13 protein-coding genes are annotated in these 15,379 nt (G+C 64.0%); 7 read left to right on the top strand and 6 right to left on the bottom strand.

Annotated features, from left to right (window positions below; translation table 11 throughout):
* Positions 1-326: 326 nt before the first annotated feature.
* The 3 genes from J6525_RS27080 to J6525_RS27070 all read left to right on the top strand — a co-directional run bounded on the left by J6525_RS27080 (position 327) and on the right by J6525_RS27070 (position 2,902).
* On the top strand, positions 327-1,268 hold the full coding sequence (locus J6525_RS27080; protein WP_050999547.1) for an alpha/beta hydrolase: 942 nt from the start codon (positions 327-329) through the stop codon (positions 1,266-1,268).
* 89 nt (positions 1,269-1,357) lie between these two features.
* On the top strand, positions 1,358-2,098 hold the full coding sequence (locus tag J6525_RS27075) for a vWA domain-containing protein (RefSeq protein ID WP_225646938.1): 741 nt from the start codon (positions 1,358-1,360) through the stop codon (positions 2,096-2,098).
* An 84-nt stretch (positions 2,099-2,182) separates the two neighbouring features.
* On the top strand, positions 2,183-2,902 hold the full coding sequence (locus tag J6525_RS27070) for a DnaJ domain-containing protein (RefSeq protein WP_038385795.1): 720 nt from the start codon (positions 2,183-2,185) through the stop codon (positions 2,900-2,902).
* 239 nt (positions 2,903-3,141) lie between these two features.
* On the opposite strand, the gene J6525_RS27065 is transcribed toward J6525_RS27070, so the two are convergent.
* Entirely contained in the window at positions 3,142-4,935 is a 1,794-nt protein-coding gene (locus tag J6525_RS27065) for a D-alanyl-D-alanine carboxypeptidase (protein WP_225646937.1), read from the bottom strand.
* A gap of 423 nt (positions 4,936-5,358) precedes the next feature.
* Between J6525_RS27065 and J6525_RS27060 the strand changes: the two genes are divergently transcribed.
* Positions 5,359-5,697 carry a phasin family protein gene (locus J6525_RS27060; protein ID WP_016844841.1) on the top strand — a complete coding sequence of 113 codons (339 nt, stop codon included), beginning with the start codon at positions 5,359-5,361 and terminating at the stop codon, positions 5,695-5,697.
* Positions 5,698-5,769: 72 nt separating this feature from the next.
* On the opposite strand, the gene J6525_RS27055 is transcribed toward J6525_RS27060, so the two are convergent.
* Together J6525_RS27055 and J6525_RS27050 are read right to left on the bottom strand one after the other, a co-directional pair.
* Complete coding sequence (locus J6525_RS27055) at positions 5,770-7,464, bottom strand: TadE/TadG family type IV pilus assembly protein (protein ID WP_225646936.1); 1,695 nt, start codon at positions 7,462-7,464, stop codon at positions 5,770-5,772.
* 345 nt (positions 7,465-7,809) lie between these two features.
* Positions 7,810-7,986 carry a hypothetical protein gene (locus J6525_RS27050; protein ID WP_176936713.1) on the bottom strand — a complete coding sequence of 59 codons (177 nt, stop codon included), beginning with the start codon at positions 7,984-7,986 and terminating at the stop codon, positions 7,810-7,812.
* Here J6525_RS27050 and clpS point away from each other — a divergent pair.
* Both clpS and clpA read left to right on the top strand, forming a co-directional pair.
* The gene (gene clpS / locus J6525_RS27045) at positions 7,979-8,311 is read left to right on the top strand and encodes an ATP-dependent Clp protease adapter ClpS (protein WP_028336409.1); all 333 of its coding nucleotides are present in this window, start codon (positions 7,979-7,981) and stop codon (positions 8,309-8,311) included. The two genes, J6525_RS27050 and clpS, sit on opposite strands and share 8 nt — an antisense overlap.
* Positions 8,312-8,569: 258 nt before the next feature.
* Positions 8,570-10,975, top strand: coding sequence for an ATP-dependent Clp protease ATP-binding subunit ClpA (gene clpA, locus J6525_RS27040; RefSeq protein WP_028336408.1), 2,406 nt, complete (start codon positions 8,570-8,572; stop codon positions 10,973-10,975).
* 84 nt (positions 10,976-11,059) lie between these two features.
* On the opposite strand, the gene J6525_RS27035 is transcribed toward clpA, so the two are convergent.
* The 3 genes from J6525_RS27035 to J6525_RS27025 form a co-directional block, all read right to left on the bottom strand.
* A complete protein-coding gene (locus J6525_RS27035; protein ID WP_225646935.1) occupies positions 11,060-12,481 on the bottom strand; it encodes an MFS transporter in 1,422 nt (473 codons plus the stop codon).
* A 124-nt stretch (positions 12,482-12,605) separates the two neighbouring features.
* On the bottom strand, positions 12,606-12,959 hold the full coding sequence (locus J6525_RS27030; RefSeq protein ID WP_225646934.1) for a PilZ domain-containing protein: 354 nt from the start codon (positions 12,957-12,959) through the stop codon (positions 12,606-12,608).
* A 161-nt stretch (positions 12,960-13,120) separates the two neighbouring features.
* Positions 13,121-14,077, bottom strand: a complete 957-nt coding sequence (locus tag J6525_RS27025; RefSeq protein WP_225646933.1) for an AraC-like ligand-binding domain-containing protein — start codon at positions 14,075-14,077, stop codon at positions 13,121-13,123.
* Between the two features lie 207 nt (positions 14,078-14,284).
* On the opposite strand from J6525_RS27025, the gene J6525_RS27020 reads away from it, so the two are divergent.
* On the top strand, positions 14,285-15,295 hold the full coding sequence (locus J6525_RS27020; protein WP_076834510.1) for a carbon-nitrogen hydrolase family protein: 1,011 nt from the start codon (positions 14,285-14,287) through the stop codon (positions 15,293-15,295).
* The last annotated feature ends 84 nt before the right edge of the window (positions 15,296-15,379 follow it).

The raw sequence follows: 15,379 nt of genomic DNA, 5'->3' as shown, positions 1-15,379 counted from the left end.
TTCCTGGACCGTCCAGAAGCACGGTAGTCTTGCGGGGTTTTCGGCCACTCCGTCGCCAATATGCCGGAACAAAGCTGGCCAGATCCGGTTTTCCCAAGCCAGCCGCGTTTCCGCTCTCCGTCGGTTGGTCTTGAGGTATTATCGTGCCGCAGAGCCATGGCGCCAGAAGCGAATGCACAAAGGTTGTGTGCACCGCACAATGAACGTGCTGCGAAGTCCCAACTTTTAGACTTCCTGTCACAGCGCTGTGACATATATTCTCAAAAGGAGGCCGAAGAGTCTCCGGCCAAGAATAGCCCTGAAAAGGCGGGCACCTCGAGGACGTCATGAAGCGTGGAATTCTCGTTCTGCTTTCTCTCTCCGTGGTGATCACGGCGGCCTATTTCACCGCGAGCAAGTGGGCGATCCGTCACGAAACTCTCATGTTCAAGGATCCGACGCGCGATGAGCGGCCGGTCGCGGTCGACGTTGCCGTGCGCTTCGACAAGGAGATGCAAGCCGACGCTGGCATGATCACGCTGCCGGTTGCGATCCTCAATCATGGCAATACCGTCAAATTCACCGAATATTCCTTCCTCGCGAACGTGTTCGCGGCGCGCGGCTATCTGACCATCAGCATTCAGAACGACCTGCCGTCGGACGGACCGATGGTGACCAAGGTCGGCGAGCTCTATGTCGGCCGCCTGCCGCAGTACCAGCGCGGGATCACCAACATCAAGTTCGCGATCGAGGAGATGAAGAAGCGCCAGCCGAATGCGGACTACAGCAAGCTGACGATGGTTGGCCATTCCAATGGCGGCGATATCGCGATGTATTTCGCCAAGCAATATCCGGACGAGATCAAGAAGGTGGTGACGCTGGACAATCTGCGCGTGCCGTTCATGACCGACGGCAAGTTCAAGATTCTTTCATTCCGGTCTCACGATTCGCAGTTCAAGCCGGATCCGGGTGTCGTTCCCGATGCCGACGAATGCGAGAAGGCCGGCATCACCGTGGTGAACACCAACTTCCAGCACAACGACATGCGTGACACCGGGCCCGAGAAGGCCAAGGACTCGATCCAGGCCATGCTCGATAAATTCCTCGCCGACACCGACAGCGCTGTCGCGCCGGTCGACACCAGGAATGCGCCGCCGAAGATTCTGGAGCCCGGTCCCGTCTCGCTCTACGTGCCGGTCGAGAAACCTCAGACCTTGACCGATAAGCTCAAGAAGTCGCTCTCGCTGACCAAGACCGAGACGAAGAAGGATCCGTCGGTCACGAATTGACCGGGCGGCCCGCGGTCCAGGCTGGCCTCTCACGTTGACCAATCCACTGCCGCGGCCCACATAGTGTTTGCTGTACGAGGCAAGCGCTGATGGCCAGCAAGACGATCAAACCGACATCCGGAAGCGATGTACGCCCGGCCCACGCGCCTGGCGTGCCGGCATCCAACGCGAACGACATCGCGGCATTCGTCGCCAAGGCGCGGGCGATGTCGCCGCATCGCGCCGGCGCCCACGGCAGGCTGGTGTTCGCGCTCGACGCCACGATGAGCCGGCAGCCGACATGGGACATGGCGTGCACGCTGCAGGCGGACATGTTCCGCGAGGCCGGCGCGCTCGGCAGTCTCGATATCCGCCTCGTCTATTATCGCGGCTTCAATGAATGCCGTGCGTCGGGCTGGATCTCCGACAGCGCGCAGCTCGCGCGGCTGATGAGCAAGATCGATTGCCAGGGCGGCAACACCCAGATCGGCAAGGTGCTGTCCGAGACGCGTCGCGAAGCAGTCGAGGCCGGGGTGCGCGCGCTGGTGTTCGTCGGCGACGCGATGGAGGAGAGTGCCGACGATCTATGCGCCAAAGCCGGCGAGCTCGGCCTGCTCAAGGTGCCGGTCTTCATGTTCCAGGAGGGCAGGGATGCAACCGCCGAGCAGACGTTTCGCGAGATCGCGCGGCTGACCGGCGGAGCATGGTGCAGGTTCGATCCCGGCGCGGCCGCGCAGCTCCGCGAATTGCTGCGTGCCGCCGCAGCCTATGCGGCCGGCGGCCGCGAGGCGCTGCTGCAACTGGCCAAGACCGCGAGCGGTGCGGCGAAGCTGATCGGCCAGATGAAATAGCGCCGCGTCGCGTCAGGCTCCGCCTGACGCTGGTGAGACGAAGCTTCGCATGCTTTTTGCCGCCGGGCCGCCTATATTCCGGATATGCCAACCCTGATCGCTGGCGTCGTCGCCGTTGTCGTCCTTTATTCCGCGCTGCAGATGTTTCGTGCGGCCAATCCCGCCGTGCTTGCGCGCGCGATCAAGATCGGCGGCGGGGTGCTCGCGCTGGCGGTCGCGGCCTTTACCGGCGTACGGGGCGAACTGGCGGTGGCGATTCCGCTCGGCATTTTCGGCGCCGGACTGCTCGGCTGGTCGCCGTTCGGAAGCACCGGATTTCCCAATCTCGGCGGCATGTTCGGCGGTTCGCGCAGCCAGGGACAAAGCTCGCGGGTGCGCTCGCAATATCTCGATATGACCCTCGATCACGGCAGCGGCGTGCTCAGGGGCCAGATCGTGGCCGGACCGCAGGCCGGCCACATGCTCGATGAGTTCGACCTGTCGCAGCTATTGGCGATGGTCCCGAGCTTCGACGCCGAGAGCGTCGCGCTACTTGAAAGCTATCTGGACCGCCGCTTTCCCGCCTGGCGTCAGGACGCACAGGGCGACCGGGCACGGGGGCAGGGCCGTGCGGCGTCGGGCGGCAAAATGACGAACGAGGAGGCCTATCAGATCCTTGGCCTGCAGCCGGGAGCGTCGCGCGACGACATCAGCCGGGCTCACCGAACCCTGATGAAGAAACTCCATCCCGACCAGGGGGGCTCGACGTACCTCGCGGCCCGTGTGAACGAGGCCAAGGACACTCTGCTTCGCACGCATCTCTAACTCCGGCTACGCTACCAACGCCACAGCCGAGAGCTGCCTTCCGTTTCTGATTGATGCCCCGTCTGGCCCGCCGCTGTCCGGCGTGGCCGATCGCTCTTTCGGGAAAACTTAACCGTAAAAGCTTGACGAGAAGTTTCATGGTTGCGCCGCGCGCGGACGGCCGGCCGTTTTCGCGGCGGCAAAAACAAAACGGCCGGCGCTTGCGGCGCCGGCCGTTCGAAATCAGCAGATGCTGACGATCAGTTGCGAACGGTGATGCAGGAGATCTCGGCGCGCTTCAGCGTCTTGCAGGCCGCTTCGGCCTGATCGCGCTCGAGGCCGGCAAAGCGGGCGCGATAGAGCTTGCGATTATCCTTGGCGACCACCTCGGTGAACGGATCCGCCTTGCTGAGCAGGCCACGGGCGGAGCTGCGCGCCAGGTCGATGCGCTTGTTGGCCTCGCCCTCGGACTCCAGCGCGCCAACCTGGATGATCCAGCCGGTATGCGCGGCGCTCGGCTTGGCGGCGCTGGTCGGCGAGGCGGGCTGCACGCCGCGGGTTGCGGGTTCGATCGACGCCACGGCCTGTGGCGCCGGGGCAGCGGGTGCATGCACGGCCGAGGCCGGCAGCACGCCGAGGATGCCGTTGCCGGTGCCGAAATTGGCCGGCTGCGGCGGCATTTCCGGCCTCGAGGTCTCGGCGGCCCGCGCCATCATCGCATTGGAGGTCTCGGGGACTTCGCCGCGCGAGGGGATTGTGTTGGTGATCGGAGGCGCGGACTGCGCCGGGCCGGCCGCGGCGAGCTTGATCTGGCCGGCCTTGACCTGCACCGTCTTCACCTTGACCGGCTTCATCGGTTCAGCCGAGCCGGGGATCGCGGCGATCGGCTGGGTCTGGATCACGCCTGAGGTCAGCGGCGCCGGCTCGGGCTTGGCTTGCGGCTCCGGCTTGACCGGAAGCGGCGGCAGCGCGGCGGCGGCCGCCGCCATCAGCGAGGGCTTGCTGGCCGGGCGCGGCGCCTGGATCGCGACAGCTGCGGCGGCGGGCTCCGATGCCGCGACCGGCGAAGTGTCCGGCGCGCGCGCATTATCCGCGTCGGCGACCTCGACATTGGCGTCGGCCGGATTGCGTTCGGTGATCGCGGCCGCAGTGCGGGTGGTCGCGGCCTTCCCGACGTTCTCGGCGAGCAGGTTGCGCATGATGGCGTCACGCGAGCCGCCGCTGCGGCCGCCTAGCACCACGCCGACCAGGAAGCGATTGCCGCGGCGCATCGAGGTCACGAGGTTGAAGCCGGAGGCGCGGGTGTAGCCGGTCTTGATACCGTCAACGCCCTCGACGTTGCCGAGCAGATGGTTGTGGTTGCGGATCGATTGGCCGCGGAAGTTAAACACCGAGGTCGAGAAGTAGCGGTAATAGCGCGGGAAGCGGTCCTGGATCGCGCGGCCGAGGGTCGATTGATCGCGCGCCGTCGTCACCTGCTCATCGTTGGGCAGGCCGGAGGCGTTGCGATAAACCGTCCGGCTCATGCCGAGCGCACGGGCCTTGCGGGTCATCATCCGGGCGAAATCGTCTTCGCTGCCGCCGATCGCCTCGGCGATCACGACCGCGGCGTCATTGGCCGAGCGGGTGACCAGGCCCTTGATGGCATCTTCGACCTTGATGGTCGAGCCGGGCCGCAGGCCGAGCTTGGTCGGGTCCTGTTCGGAGGCGTGCTCGGACACCGGCATTTCGGTGTCGAGCTTCATCTTTCCGGAATCGAGGCGCTCGAACAGCAGATAGAGCGTCATGATCTTGGTCAGCGAGGCCGGGTGGCGCAGGCCGTCGGGACTGGTGGCGGTCAGCACCGAACCGGTGTTGCCGTCGACGATGATCGACGCGAATTGCGGGCTGTAGCTCTCGCGCGCTTCCTGGCTGTGGTGGTGACGGGCGTAGTGGCGCCGGTGACGGCGCGCCTCGGCGCTATCACTCGTGATCAGGATCGCCGTCGTGACGGTCACGAGCCCAAGAACGCCAACTCGCAGCGCCCGCGAGGAGGCCAAGGTTGTTCGAAGCATCTACTTCCCCGTCCCAATTTCTATCTAGATCACTGGCTCGTGAGGCGAAATTGTGCCCGGCGGCCATCGATCCTTGCCTGCGCAACAAACCACTTTGGGCAGAACCATCGGCCGAGGTGGCGGCTCAGGTCGCTCTTCTAGCTAAGGTGTTGTTCACAAACAGCTTTCGAGGCTGTCTGTCGGAAGGCGAACAAAGTCCGGGAATCAGGTTAGGCGGACCGAGTTTCCAAAAGATTAAGCAACCGTTGCGTAGTCCCCCGGGGTTTATCGCAAATGCCGGAGATTCGGCCCTGGGTGATTGTGCGATGCACAATATTCGTTGACTCTATTGTGCGATGCGATATGGCTATCGGCGTCAGGGGGCCTGGAGCTTCCCGGCAATGGGAATTTGCGCCTACAAGTCTGGGAAAAGGAATTCCATCCATGGTCAAGATCGAAGACATTCAGAACTACGGCAAAGAGCATTTCGAGTCGGTCACCGCGTCGGCCAACAACCTGCAGAGCGGCGTTCAGGCCATCGCCACCGCCTATGGCGACTACGCCAAGAAGTCCTTTGAGGACACCAAGTCGTTCGTCGAGAAGCTGTCGGGCGTGAAGTCGCTGGACAAGGCGCTCGAGGCGCAGACCGAGTACCTGCGCTCGTCCTACGAGACCTTCGTTGCGGAATCGCAGAAGATCGCCGGGCTGTACAGCGACTGCGCCAAGCAGACCTTCAAGCCCTATGAGGGCCTGGTCTCCAAGTTCGCGCCCGCCGCTCAGTAAGCGCAGCGGACCAAGACAAGCGAAAAGCCCGGCCGTTTGGCCGGGCTTTTTTGTTGTGCCTGAGGCGGGCGACTATTTGGCCAGCCGCAGCTTCGAGATCTGCGTGAGAATATTCTGAAAGGCGTCAGCCGTCTGACCGGCTGACGTGATCATCTGGAAGTTGCCGTCCGTCGCGCAATCCTGCAGCACCTGCGATTTCGGGTCCGCGTTGTTGATGTTCACCTGAATCGTGAAGATTGTGATGCTGCTGGTCGGATCGGCCTTGACGTTCGAACACAGCAACTCTTGCCGAGTGTCAATGTCCGACTGGGTCGTGCTCCACCGGTTTTGGGTGTTCAGTCCGTCGGACAGCAGGACGATATAGTCCTTGTATGCGTAGTTGCTCTCTTTCGGCGGTGCCGCGATCGGCGGGTTTGCGGTGTTCAGCGACAGCCATCCCCACGCCAGCCCCACCGCCTGATTGGTGTTGCCGCTTGGATACATATTGTCGATCTGGGTTTTGAGCGTGCTCCACTGGTTGCTCATTGGCGTCACCGTGCCGGGAAGACAATCCGCGAACTGCTCGGCATAGAACTGCGTGGACGGCGTCCCGCTGCCGGAGGAGGGGCCCGTATTCTTCGTATCGTAGTCCTGATCGCGATCGTTCACGCAGCCGGTCCACGTGCTGTGGCTGGGTGCGGCTGCCGCGGTCGCGGTGGTACCGTCGCCGCGCCAGAGGTGAGAATACGTCGTCGGCGTGCTGCAGACTCTGCTGCTGCCGCTCCCGGAGCAGGTGCAATTGCTGGTCGAGCCGCAGCTTGCGCCGGAGCCGGAAGCCACGGTCGTGCCCGGCACGGTAACAGTCGTGTAGCACCCGTTGTAGTAGATGCTGGTCTTGCCGGGTAGCTTTCTGCCGCTGTCCATGCTGGGGCAGATGTAACCTGCATACGTGCCGCTCGAGGGGATTGTGCTCGTGCTTCGGGCACCGCTCACGGTCGCTGGCCGGTCCGTGCACGTAAAGCCGTGCGTCTTGTTCGTGAACGGGCAATCCGATCCTGCTTGGATCGTGTTCCAGCCGCTCGGATAGTTGTTCTTGAGAATCGGCGGCTCACCCTCCCACTCCGTCCAATTCAACCAAGACTGGTTCAGATTCGACGGATCAACATTCACATCCTTCGAGAACGGAATGATCGAAACATAAACATCGCCGGTCTGCTTGTTGTACGTCGACAGCGTATCGATCATGCTTTTGGCAGCGGATTGGAGTGCTGCCATCTTGCCGTTCTGGGCCATTGATCCGGTGTTATCGAGCACCATCGCGACACGCATACGGGTGTTGCCCCATGTGGTGGTCGTCGAGCTTTTGAAACCCAGCGTCGGAAAACCGGCCAGCTGCATGAAATCGGATTTGATGTGGCCGGATCCGCCCAGCAGAATGTTGGCCGCCGCGCCAGAGGTCGGGGTGGTATAGTTGGCCGTGACGGAAATGCCCTGGCCGTCCTTGTTGGTGTAAAGCGCCGTGAAATAGGTCTGCGCCTTGCTCGGGATGTCCGCGGCCGTGATGTTGCCCATGGTCAGATCCTTGGACAGCATCAGCGCGGTCGAATCGAGCGCCGCCTGCATCGCGGAGCGGGCGTTGTTGGCGCGGGTATAGTCGATCGCGGCTCCCACGAAAGCGAGGAGCGGCAGCATTGCGAAGGTGAAGATCACCGCGACATTGCCGTTATTTGCCCTGGAAAACCGGCGAGCAACCGCACAGACGCGATCGGAAATGGCTGAACCAAGCATGGCACTCTCGTCGAAATGGATTGCGGTGGCATCTCGACCGGCGCCGCTAAACAGATGGTGAATCGGGCGCGGGAAACCCGGCAGGGTGGCGCGGGGGAGGCTCAAAAGCCGGGCAAAAGCGCTCGCTATCCTCAATGACGTCTAAATTGGCGGCCCGGCTCCTTTGTCAAATCGGGCAGAAATGATTAACCTTCCGAGGGTTGCCGCGCCGGGAATCGGACCGGTGGGCCGCGCCGGGTCTGCGCTTGCGGCAGGGCCTCGCGAGGCCCATATTCGGGAAGTCGATCCGGCCGCCGGATCGGACCGGGAGCGGCAATCTGGAAAGCATTGCTGGGGGTTCCGCGATCAGTCTTGCGGCAATCGCGACCACCATCCAATTGCCATCCGGTTTCCCGCCATCCGGCTTCCCTTGGGGAATTCGAACGCCTGAGCCATGTTGCGATCCACGTTGACAGTCCCGATTTCCGAGCCGGTTTCGTCGATGCCGGCGGTGGCCGCCGCGCCGGCGCCGAAAATGAACAATGACGACAACCGCAATGGGGCGGGCAGCGGCCCGTCGACCTCGGTCATCACCAAGGTCAAGCCGAAGACCAAGCGTCCGAACCTGTACCGCGTCCTGATCCTGAACGACGACTACACGCCGATGGAGTTCGTCGTTCATGTGCTGGAACGATTCTTCAACAAGGATGCCGAGGCGGCGACCAAGATCATGCTGCACGTTCATCACCACGGGATCGGCGAGTGCGGCGTTTTTACCTACGAGATCGCCGAGACCAAGGTGACGCAAGTCATGGACTTCGCGCGCAAGCACCAGCATCCACTGCAGTGCGTGATGGAAAAGAAATAGGTCGCTGGAACGACTGCCCCGCCGCGGGCGCGGAACGGGTCTTGCATCGCGGTTTTTGATGGTGATGAACGGCGTTCCCGTACGATCACGGGCGTCGCCGCGCGACGCCCCGATGCCCCGAATTTAGAAGAAAACCATCATCGCGGGACCGGTCTTTCGCCACGATCCGTCGTAACTATATCAAAGGCGATCACGAAGGTTGTTATTGCCTGACCCGGTAATGGCGATCATGATGGCAGGGGGCCATAGAGGACGCGAATGCCAACTTTTTCCCAAAGCCTTGAACAGTCGCTGCACCGTGCATTGGCGATCGCAAACGAGCGTCACCATCAATACGCGACGCTCGAACATCTGCTGCTGTCGCTGATCGATGACTCGGATGCGGCGGCTGTGATGCGGGCCTGCAGCGTCGATCTCGACAAGCTGAGGACCAGCCTCGTTAATTATCTCGAGACCGAATTCGAAAACCTGGTGACTGACGGCGCCGATGACGCGAAGCCGACCGCCGGGTTCCAGCGCGTGATCCAGCGCGCGGTGATTCACGTCCAGTCGTCCGGTCGCGAGGAAGTGACCGGCGCCAACGTCCTGATCGCGATCTTCGCCGAGCGCGAGAGCCACGCCGCGTACTTCCTGCAGGAGCAGGACATGACGCGCTACGACGCCGTCAACTACATCAGCCACGGAATCGCCAAGCGGCCCGGCGTGTCCGAGGCGCGGCCGGTGCGCGGCGTCGACGAGGAAACCGAGACCAAGGGCAACGAGGACGCCAAGAAGAAGGGCGAGGCGCTCGAGACCTATTGCGTCAACCTCAACAAGAAGGCGCGCGACGGCAAGATCGATCCGGTGATCGGCCGCAATGCCGAGATCAACCGTGCGATCCAGGTGCTGTGCCGCCGCCAGAAGAACAACCCGCTGTTCGTCGGCGAAGCCGGCGTCGGCAAGACCGCAATTGCCGAAGGCCTCGCCAAGCGCATCGTCGACAGCGATGTGCCGGAAGTGCTGGCGGCCGCGACCGTGTTCTCGCTCGACATGGGCACGCTGCTTGCGGGCACCCGCTATCGCGGTGATTTCGAGGAGCGGCTCAAGCAGGTCCTGAAGGAGCTGGAGGCGCATCCGAACGCCATCCTGTTCATCGACGAGATCCACACCGTGATCGGCGCCGGCGCCACCTCCGGCGGCGCGATGGATGCGTCCAATCTGCTGAAGCCTGCGCTGGCTTCGGGCACGATCCGCTGCATGGGCTCGACCACCTACAAGGAATACCGTCAGCACTTCGAGAAGGACCGCGCGCTGGTGCGGCGCTTCCAGAAGATCGACGTCAACGAGCCGACGGTGGAAGACGCAATCGCGATCCTCAAGGGCCTGAAGCCCTATTTCGAGGATTACCATCGGCTGAAATACACCAATGAGGCGATCGAGGCGGCGGTGCAGCTGTCGTCGCGCTACATCCACGACCGCAAGCTGCCCGACAAGGCGATCGACGTGATCGACGAGTCCGGCGCGGCGCAGATGCTGGTCGCCGAGAGCAAGCGCAAGAAGACGATCGGCATCAAGGAGATCGAGACCACGATCGCGACCATGGCGCGGATCCCGCCGAAGAGCGTGTCGAAGGACGATGCCGAGGTGCTGAAGCATCTCGAGCAGACCTTGAAGCGCACGGTGTTCGGCCAGGACAAGGCGATCGAGTCGCTGGCGGCGTCGATCAAGCTGGCGCGAGCCGGCCTGCGCGAGCCGGAGAAGCCGATCGGCAGCTATTTGTTCTCGGGTCCGACCGGCGTCGGCAAGACCGAGGTGGCGAAGCAACTGGCGGCGTCGCTCGGTGTCGAGCTGCTGCGCTTCGATATGTCCGAATATATGGAGCGGCACACCGTGTCGCGCCTGATCGGCGCACCTCCCGGCTATGTCGGCTTCGACCAGGGCGGCCTGCTCACCGATGGCGTGGACCAGCATCCGCATTGCGTCGTGCTGCTCGACGAAATCGAGAAGGCGCACCCGGATCTCTACAACGTGCTGCTGCAGATCATGGATCATGGCCGGCTCACCGACCACAACGGCAAGCAGGTCAACTTCCGCAACGTGATCCTGATCATGACCACGAATGCCGGCGCGGCCGATCTTGCGCGGCAGGCCTTCGGCTTCACCCGCTCGAAGCGGGAAGGCGACGATCACGAGGCGATCAATCGCCAGTTCGCGCCGGAGTTCCGCAACCGGCTGGATGCGATCGTCTCCTTCGCGCACCTCAATGCCGAGGTGATCGGCATGGTGGTCGAGAAGTTCGTGCTGCAGCTTGAGGCGCAACTCGCCGACCGCGACGTCACGATCGAGCTGTCCGAGCCTGCAAAGGCCTGGCTGATCGAGCACGGCTATGACGAGCAGATGGGCGCACGTCCGATGGCGCGCATCATCCAGGAACACATCAAGAAGCCGCTCGCGGATGAGGTGCTGTTCGGTCAGCTCAAGGGCGGCGGACACGTCCGCGTCATCCTGGTCAAGGACGAGGCGACTGCCAAGGACAAGATCGGCTTCGAATATGTCGAGGGCCCGGTCACGCCGAAGCCCGAGAACCTGCCGCCGCGCAAGCGCAAGCCGCCGAAGGGCGGTCCCAACGGCGGCGGAGGCGGCACCAAGGGGCCGGCCTCAAAGGGGCCGATGGTCAAGGTCTGAGGCGCGAGCGAACAACCAAACGAAAAGGCCGGCTGAACAGCCGGCCTTTTTGTTTCTGGCGGTGGGTGGCGCGTCTCCGCGCCTTCACTCGCCCTTCAGCCGCTGACCCTCCTGGACCCGCACCCGGTCGGCGCCTCGGCTGCCGGCGGAGGACAGCCGGAGCGTGCTGAGCGCAGCTCCCACGACGGCAAAGCCGACGCCGACCATCAGCGAGATCCGGGTGCCGTCAGCCGGATAGCGCGCCAGCAGCAGCGCCACCAGAGCGGCGCCGATGGTCTGTCCGAGCAGGCGCGCGGTCCCTAACATGCCGCTGGCGCCGCCCGAGCGCTCGCGCGGGGCGGCGGCGATCATGGTGCGGTTGTTTGGGGTCTGGAACAGGCCGAAGCCGGCACCGGCGAGCGCCATGCGCCAGATCACGTCGACCGGCGTCGCGTTGGCCGGCATCAGGGCCAGCGTGCCCAATCCCGTCGCGAACAGCAGCAGGCCGATGCCGCCGAGCAGGCCGGCCGGATAGCGTTCCACCAGCCAGCCCGCGAGCGGGGCGGCGAACGCGACCGCGATCGGCCAAGGCGTGATCAACAGGCCGATCTGAACCGCCGAATATCCGAAATGATTTTCCAGATAGAACGGCATCGCGACAAAGGCCAGCATCTGGCCGCAGAACGAGGCGATCGAGGTGCCGATCGAGAGCGCGAAGATCGGAATCCGCAGCAGGTCGACGGGCAGCAGCGGCGAGGGCAGATGCTGCTGCCGCCGGTACAGCAAATGCGAGGCGACCGCGGCGACCGCGAACTCCAATGCGCAGAGATACAGCGACCCGCCATGGCCGGCGCTATCGATCGCGCTGATGCCGAATCCGAACGCGATGGCGCTCAGCGCGGCGCTCTGCCAGTCGAAGGCGTGAACCGCCGGCTTGGTGTGCGGCAGGAAGCGCCAACCCAGCGCCAGCGTGACAATGCCGAGCGGGACATTGATGGCGAACAGATACGGCCAGGTCCCCACCGCCAGGATGAACGAGGCGATGGTCGGACCGACCGCGGCAGAGATCGCGACCACCAGCGCGTTGACGCCGATGCCGCGGCCGAGCAGCGAATGCGGATAGATGAAGCGGACCAGCGCGGTGTTGACGCTGAGGATTCCGGCAGCGCCAAACCCCTGCAGGATGCGGGCGACCGTCAGCAGCGGCAGCGTGTGCGACAGCGCGCAGAACAGCGAGGCCAGCGTAAACAGCAACAGCCCCGCCAGATAGACGCGGCGATAGCCGATGATTTCGCCGAGCGAGGCCAGCGGTAGCAGCGAGATCGTGATCGCCAATTGATAGCCGTTGACGATCCAGATCGAAAACGCCGGGCTGGCGTTCAGATCCCGGGCAATGGTCGGCAGCGCAACGTTGGCGATCGAGCCGTCGACGACGGCCATCACGAGGCCGAGCGCGATCGTGAGAATGGCCCAATTGCGCTGCGGCTGCGGCAGCCCGTCGGGATGCTCAATGATCGCGGACGACATGTCGTGGAGTGGCTCTCGGTTCCGGCGTTGCGGGGGTTACCGCATGCTGGATTAGCCCGGCCTTTGCAACCCCGAATGCCGGATGCCGGCCGCGACTGGAACGAGGGCTCCGAGCCGAGATGGCTCAGCCCTGGCCGAGCAATTCATTGATGCGCCGCTGAAGCTGTCGCTTCTTGATCTCGCTGCGGCGGACCCGCTCGTCGAGATCGCTGACCGGCGTACCGGAGGTCATGATCCGGAAGGCGAGGCCGACCTTGTTAGCCTGGCGCCAGATCAGGCGGGCCAGGAACGAGCGGCCCTTGCGTGCGACGCTGAGATTCATCTCTTCGGGCAAGTGCGCGGCATCGCTAAATTCAACGCAGGCACCGCCTTCGCTGATATTGCGGACGACGCAATCCATCGTCGAGCCGCGTCCATTGATCTCCGCAACCGCACCATAGAACACCTTCTCGCGTACGTTCTGGCGCCGGTCCTGCATGGGAAATCCTCCAAATGAACGGCACGACTGTACCGGTCCGCCCCAGCGAAAAGAAGGGCGCCGGGGAACCCATTGCAGTTAGTGTAAATATTTGCATCCGTGAGGGCGTGGATTCCCGGCTATTTTGCGCCGCAAGAGACCTATGGCTTCCCTCAAAAGCTTTAGTTCGGCAGCCGGCTTTGCCGCCAATCGCGCGGCGACAGGCCGTAATGGTCGCGGAACACGCGGCCGAAATGCGAAAGATCGTTAAAGCCCCAGGCGAATGCGATCTCGCCGATGTGGCGATGCGCGTGCGCCGGCGAGGCGAGGTCGCGCTTGCAGCGCTCCAGCCGCTGCGCCAGCACGAAGCGCTGGAACGAGGTGTCCTCGTCGGCCAGCAGGCTGTTGACGTAGCGCGGCGAGATGCCGAGCGCTGCGGCGGTCTCGGTGAGGTTGAGCTCGGGGTTCGGCAGATGCGCAAGCACATGCGCCTTCAGCCGGTAGAGCAGCGCGGAGCGGTGGGTCGAGGCGGGCAGCGCGGCGCCGCCGAGTCGCTCGCTCATCGCCATCGCCAGCAGGTCGGCGGCCTGGTCGGCAAGGCGGATCGCGTTGTCAGGATCGAGCTTGTCGGCGATCTCGGAGAGCCCCGCGATGAACTGCCAGGCGAGCCGCTGCACGGGACGATCCGATGTGAACGTGGTCGCAGTTAAGCCCTGGGTGCCGGCAAAGCGCCGGTGCAGCATGGCGCGCGGCACCTGGAAGATGGTCTGCGTGAAGTCGGCGTTGAAGCGCAGCTCATAGGGCCGGGTGGTGTCGTAGAATGCGAACTCGCCGGGCTGGATCACGGTCTCGCGGCCGTCCTGCACTACGCCGCCCGCGCCACTCCGGCCGAGGGCGAACAGAACAAAATCCTCGCTGGCGCGTGCGATCCGCGACGGCGTACGCAGCACCCGTTGCTGGCCCGACGAGACCACCGAGCATTTCACCGCGCCCAGCTGCGCGCTGGTGATGGCGCCGTGGAAGTCGGTGCCGAGATCGGACTTGCAGTCGAGCTGCACGAACACGTCGCAGACGATGTCCTGCCAGAGCGCAAGGCGCCGATGGGTGGGCGCGTCTTCCGTGGTGAACAGGGCCGGCATGATTTCCTCCCTTCACGAGTGCAAACGCTGGCCACGCAAACAAAGCAAGCTTCATACCGGGGACGGCCGGGGAATCTCCTCCGCAGTCGAATTTTCCTTCCGTCCTGGTCGAACGGCGTGCCCGGTCCCGGGGCAGCATGATGTCAGAGGCCGCCATGGCCGATCAAGCACGAACCGGCCGGAAGCGTCGGCCGCGAAGAGGACATCATGGGCATCGAACATCCGAAATACCGCGTTGCGGTGGTGCAGGCCGCACCTGCGTGGCTCGACCTCGACGCCTCCATCGCCAAGTCCATCGCGCTGATCGAGGAGGCCGCCGCCAAAGGGGCGAAGCTGATCGCGTTTCCCGAGGCCTTCATCCCCGGCTATCCTTGGTACATCTGGCTGGACTCGCCGGCCTGGGCGATCGGGCGCGGTTTCGTGCAGCGCTATTTCGACAACTCGCTGAGCTACGACAGCCCGCAGGCCGAGAAGCTGCGGCTCGCGGTGAAGAAGGCCGGCATGACCGCAGTGCTCGGCCTGTCCGAGCGCGACGGCGGCAGTCTCTATCTCGCGCAATGGTTGATCGGGCCCGACGGCGAGACCATCGCCAAGCGGCGCAAGCTGCGGCCGACCCACGCCGAGCGCACCGTCTATGGCGAGGGCGACGGCAGCGACCTTGCGGTGCATGACCGTCCCGGCATCGGCCGGCTCGGCGCGCTGTGCTGCTGGGAGCATCTGCAGCCGCTGTCGAAATACGCGATGTACGCCCAGAACGAGCAGGTCCATGTCGCTGCCTGGCCGAGCTTCTCGCTGTATGATCCGTTCGCGCCGGCGCTCGGCTGGGAGGTCAACAACGCGGCCTCGCGGGTCTATGCGGTCGAGGGCTCGTGCTTCGTGCTGGCGCCCTGCGCCACGGTCTCGCAGGCGATGGTCGACGAGATGTGCGACCGCGACGACAAGCACGCGCTGCTGCATGTCGGCGGCGGACATGCCGCGATCTACGGGCCGGACGGCAGCTCGATCGCCGAGAAGCTGCCGCCCGAGCAGGAGGGCCTGCTGCTCGCCGATATCGATCTCGGCGCGATCGGGATCGCCAAGAACGCCGCCGATCCGGCCGGGCACTATTCGCGCCCCGATGTCACGCGCCTGCTGCTGAACAAGAAGCCCTCGAAGCGCGTCGAGCATTTCGCGCTGCCGCTCGACAGCCTTGAGGAGATCGACGCGGCCGCGAGCTGAACAGACTACGGGCATGATCTTTTCGGAAAACCGCTTCGCACTTTTCCGGATCATGCCTTGGGCGACATCCAACCGGAGGCGACT

The organism is Bradyrhizobium australafricanum, from assembly GCF_020329495.1.
Taxonomy (GTDB): Bacteria; Pseudomonadota; Alphaproteobacteria; order Rhizobiales; family Xanthobacteraceae; genus Bradyrhizobium; species Bradyrhizobium australafricanum.
This window is presented reverse-complemented; position numbering and strand designations above follow the sequence as displayed.

Coding starts and splice junctions, on each gene's coding strand:
- J6525_RS27080 (WP_050999547.1), top strand. CDS start 327: ATGAAGCGTGGAATTCTCGTTCTGCTTTCTCTCTCCGTGGTGATCACG.
- J6525_RS27075 (WP_225646938.1), top strand. CDS start 1,358: ATGGCCAGCAAGACGATCAAACCGACATCCGGAAGCGATGTACGCCCG.
- J6525_RS27070 (WP_038385795.1), top strand. CDS start 2,183: ATGCCAACCCTGATCGCTGGCGTCGTCGCCGTTGTCGTCCTTTATTCC.
- J6525_RS27065 (WP_225646937.1), bottom strand. CDS start 4,935: ATGCTTCGAACAACCTTGGCCTCCTCGCGGGCGCTGCGAGTTGGCGTT.
- J6525_RS27060 (WP_016844841.1), top strand. CDS start 5,359: ATGGTCAAGATCGAAGACATTCAGAACTACGGCAAAGAGCATTTCGAG.
- J6525_RS27055 (WP_225646936.1), bottom strand. CDS start 7,464: ATGCTTGGTTCAGCCATTTCCGATCGCGTCTGTGCGGTTGCTCGCCGG.
- clpS (WP_028336409.1), top strand. CDS start 7,979: ATGAACAATGACGACAACCGCAATGGGGCGGGCAGCGGCCCGTCGACC.
- clpA (WP_028336408.1), top strand. CDS start 8,570: ATGCCAACTTTTTCCCAAAGCCTTGAACAGTCGCTGCACCGTGCATTG.
- J6525_RS27035 (WP_225646935.1), bottom strand. CDS start 12,481: ATGTCGTCCGCGATCATTGAGCATCCCGACGGGCTGCCGCAGCCGCAG.
- J6525_RS27030 (WP_225646934.1), bottom strand. CDS start 12,959: ATGCAGGACCGGCGCCAGAACGTACGCGAGAAGGTGTTCTATGGTGCG.
- J6525_RS27025 (WP_225646933.1), bottom strand. CDS start 14,077: ATGCCGGCCCTGTTCACCACGGAAGACGCGCCCACCCATCGGCGCCTT.
- J6525_RS27020 (WP_076834510.1), top strand. CDS start 14,285: ATGGGCATCGAACATCCGAAATACCGCGTTGCGGTGGTGCAGGCCGCA.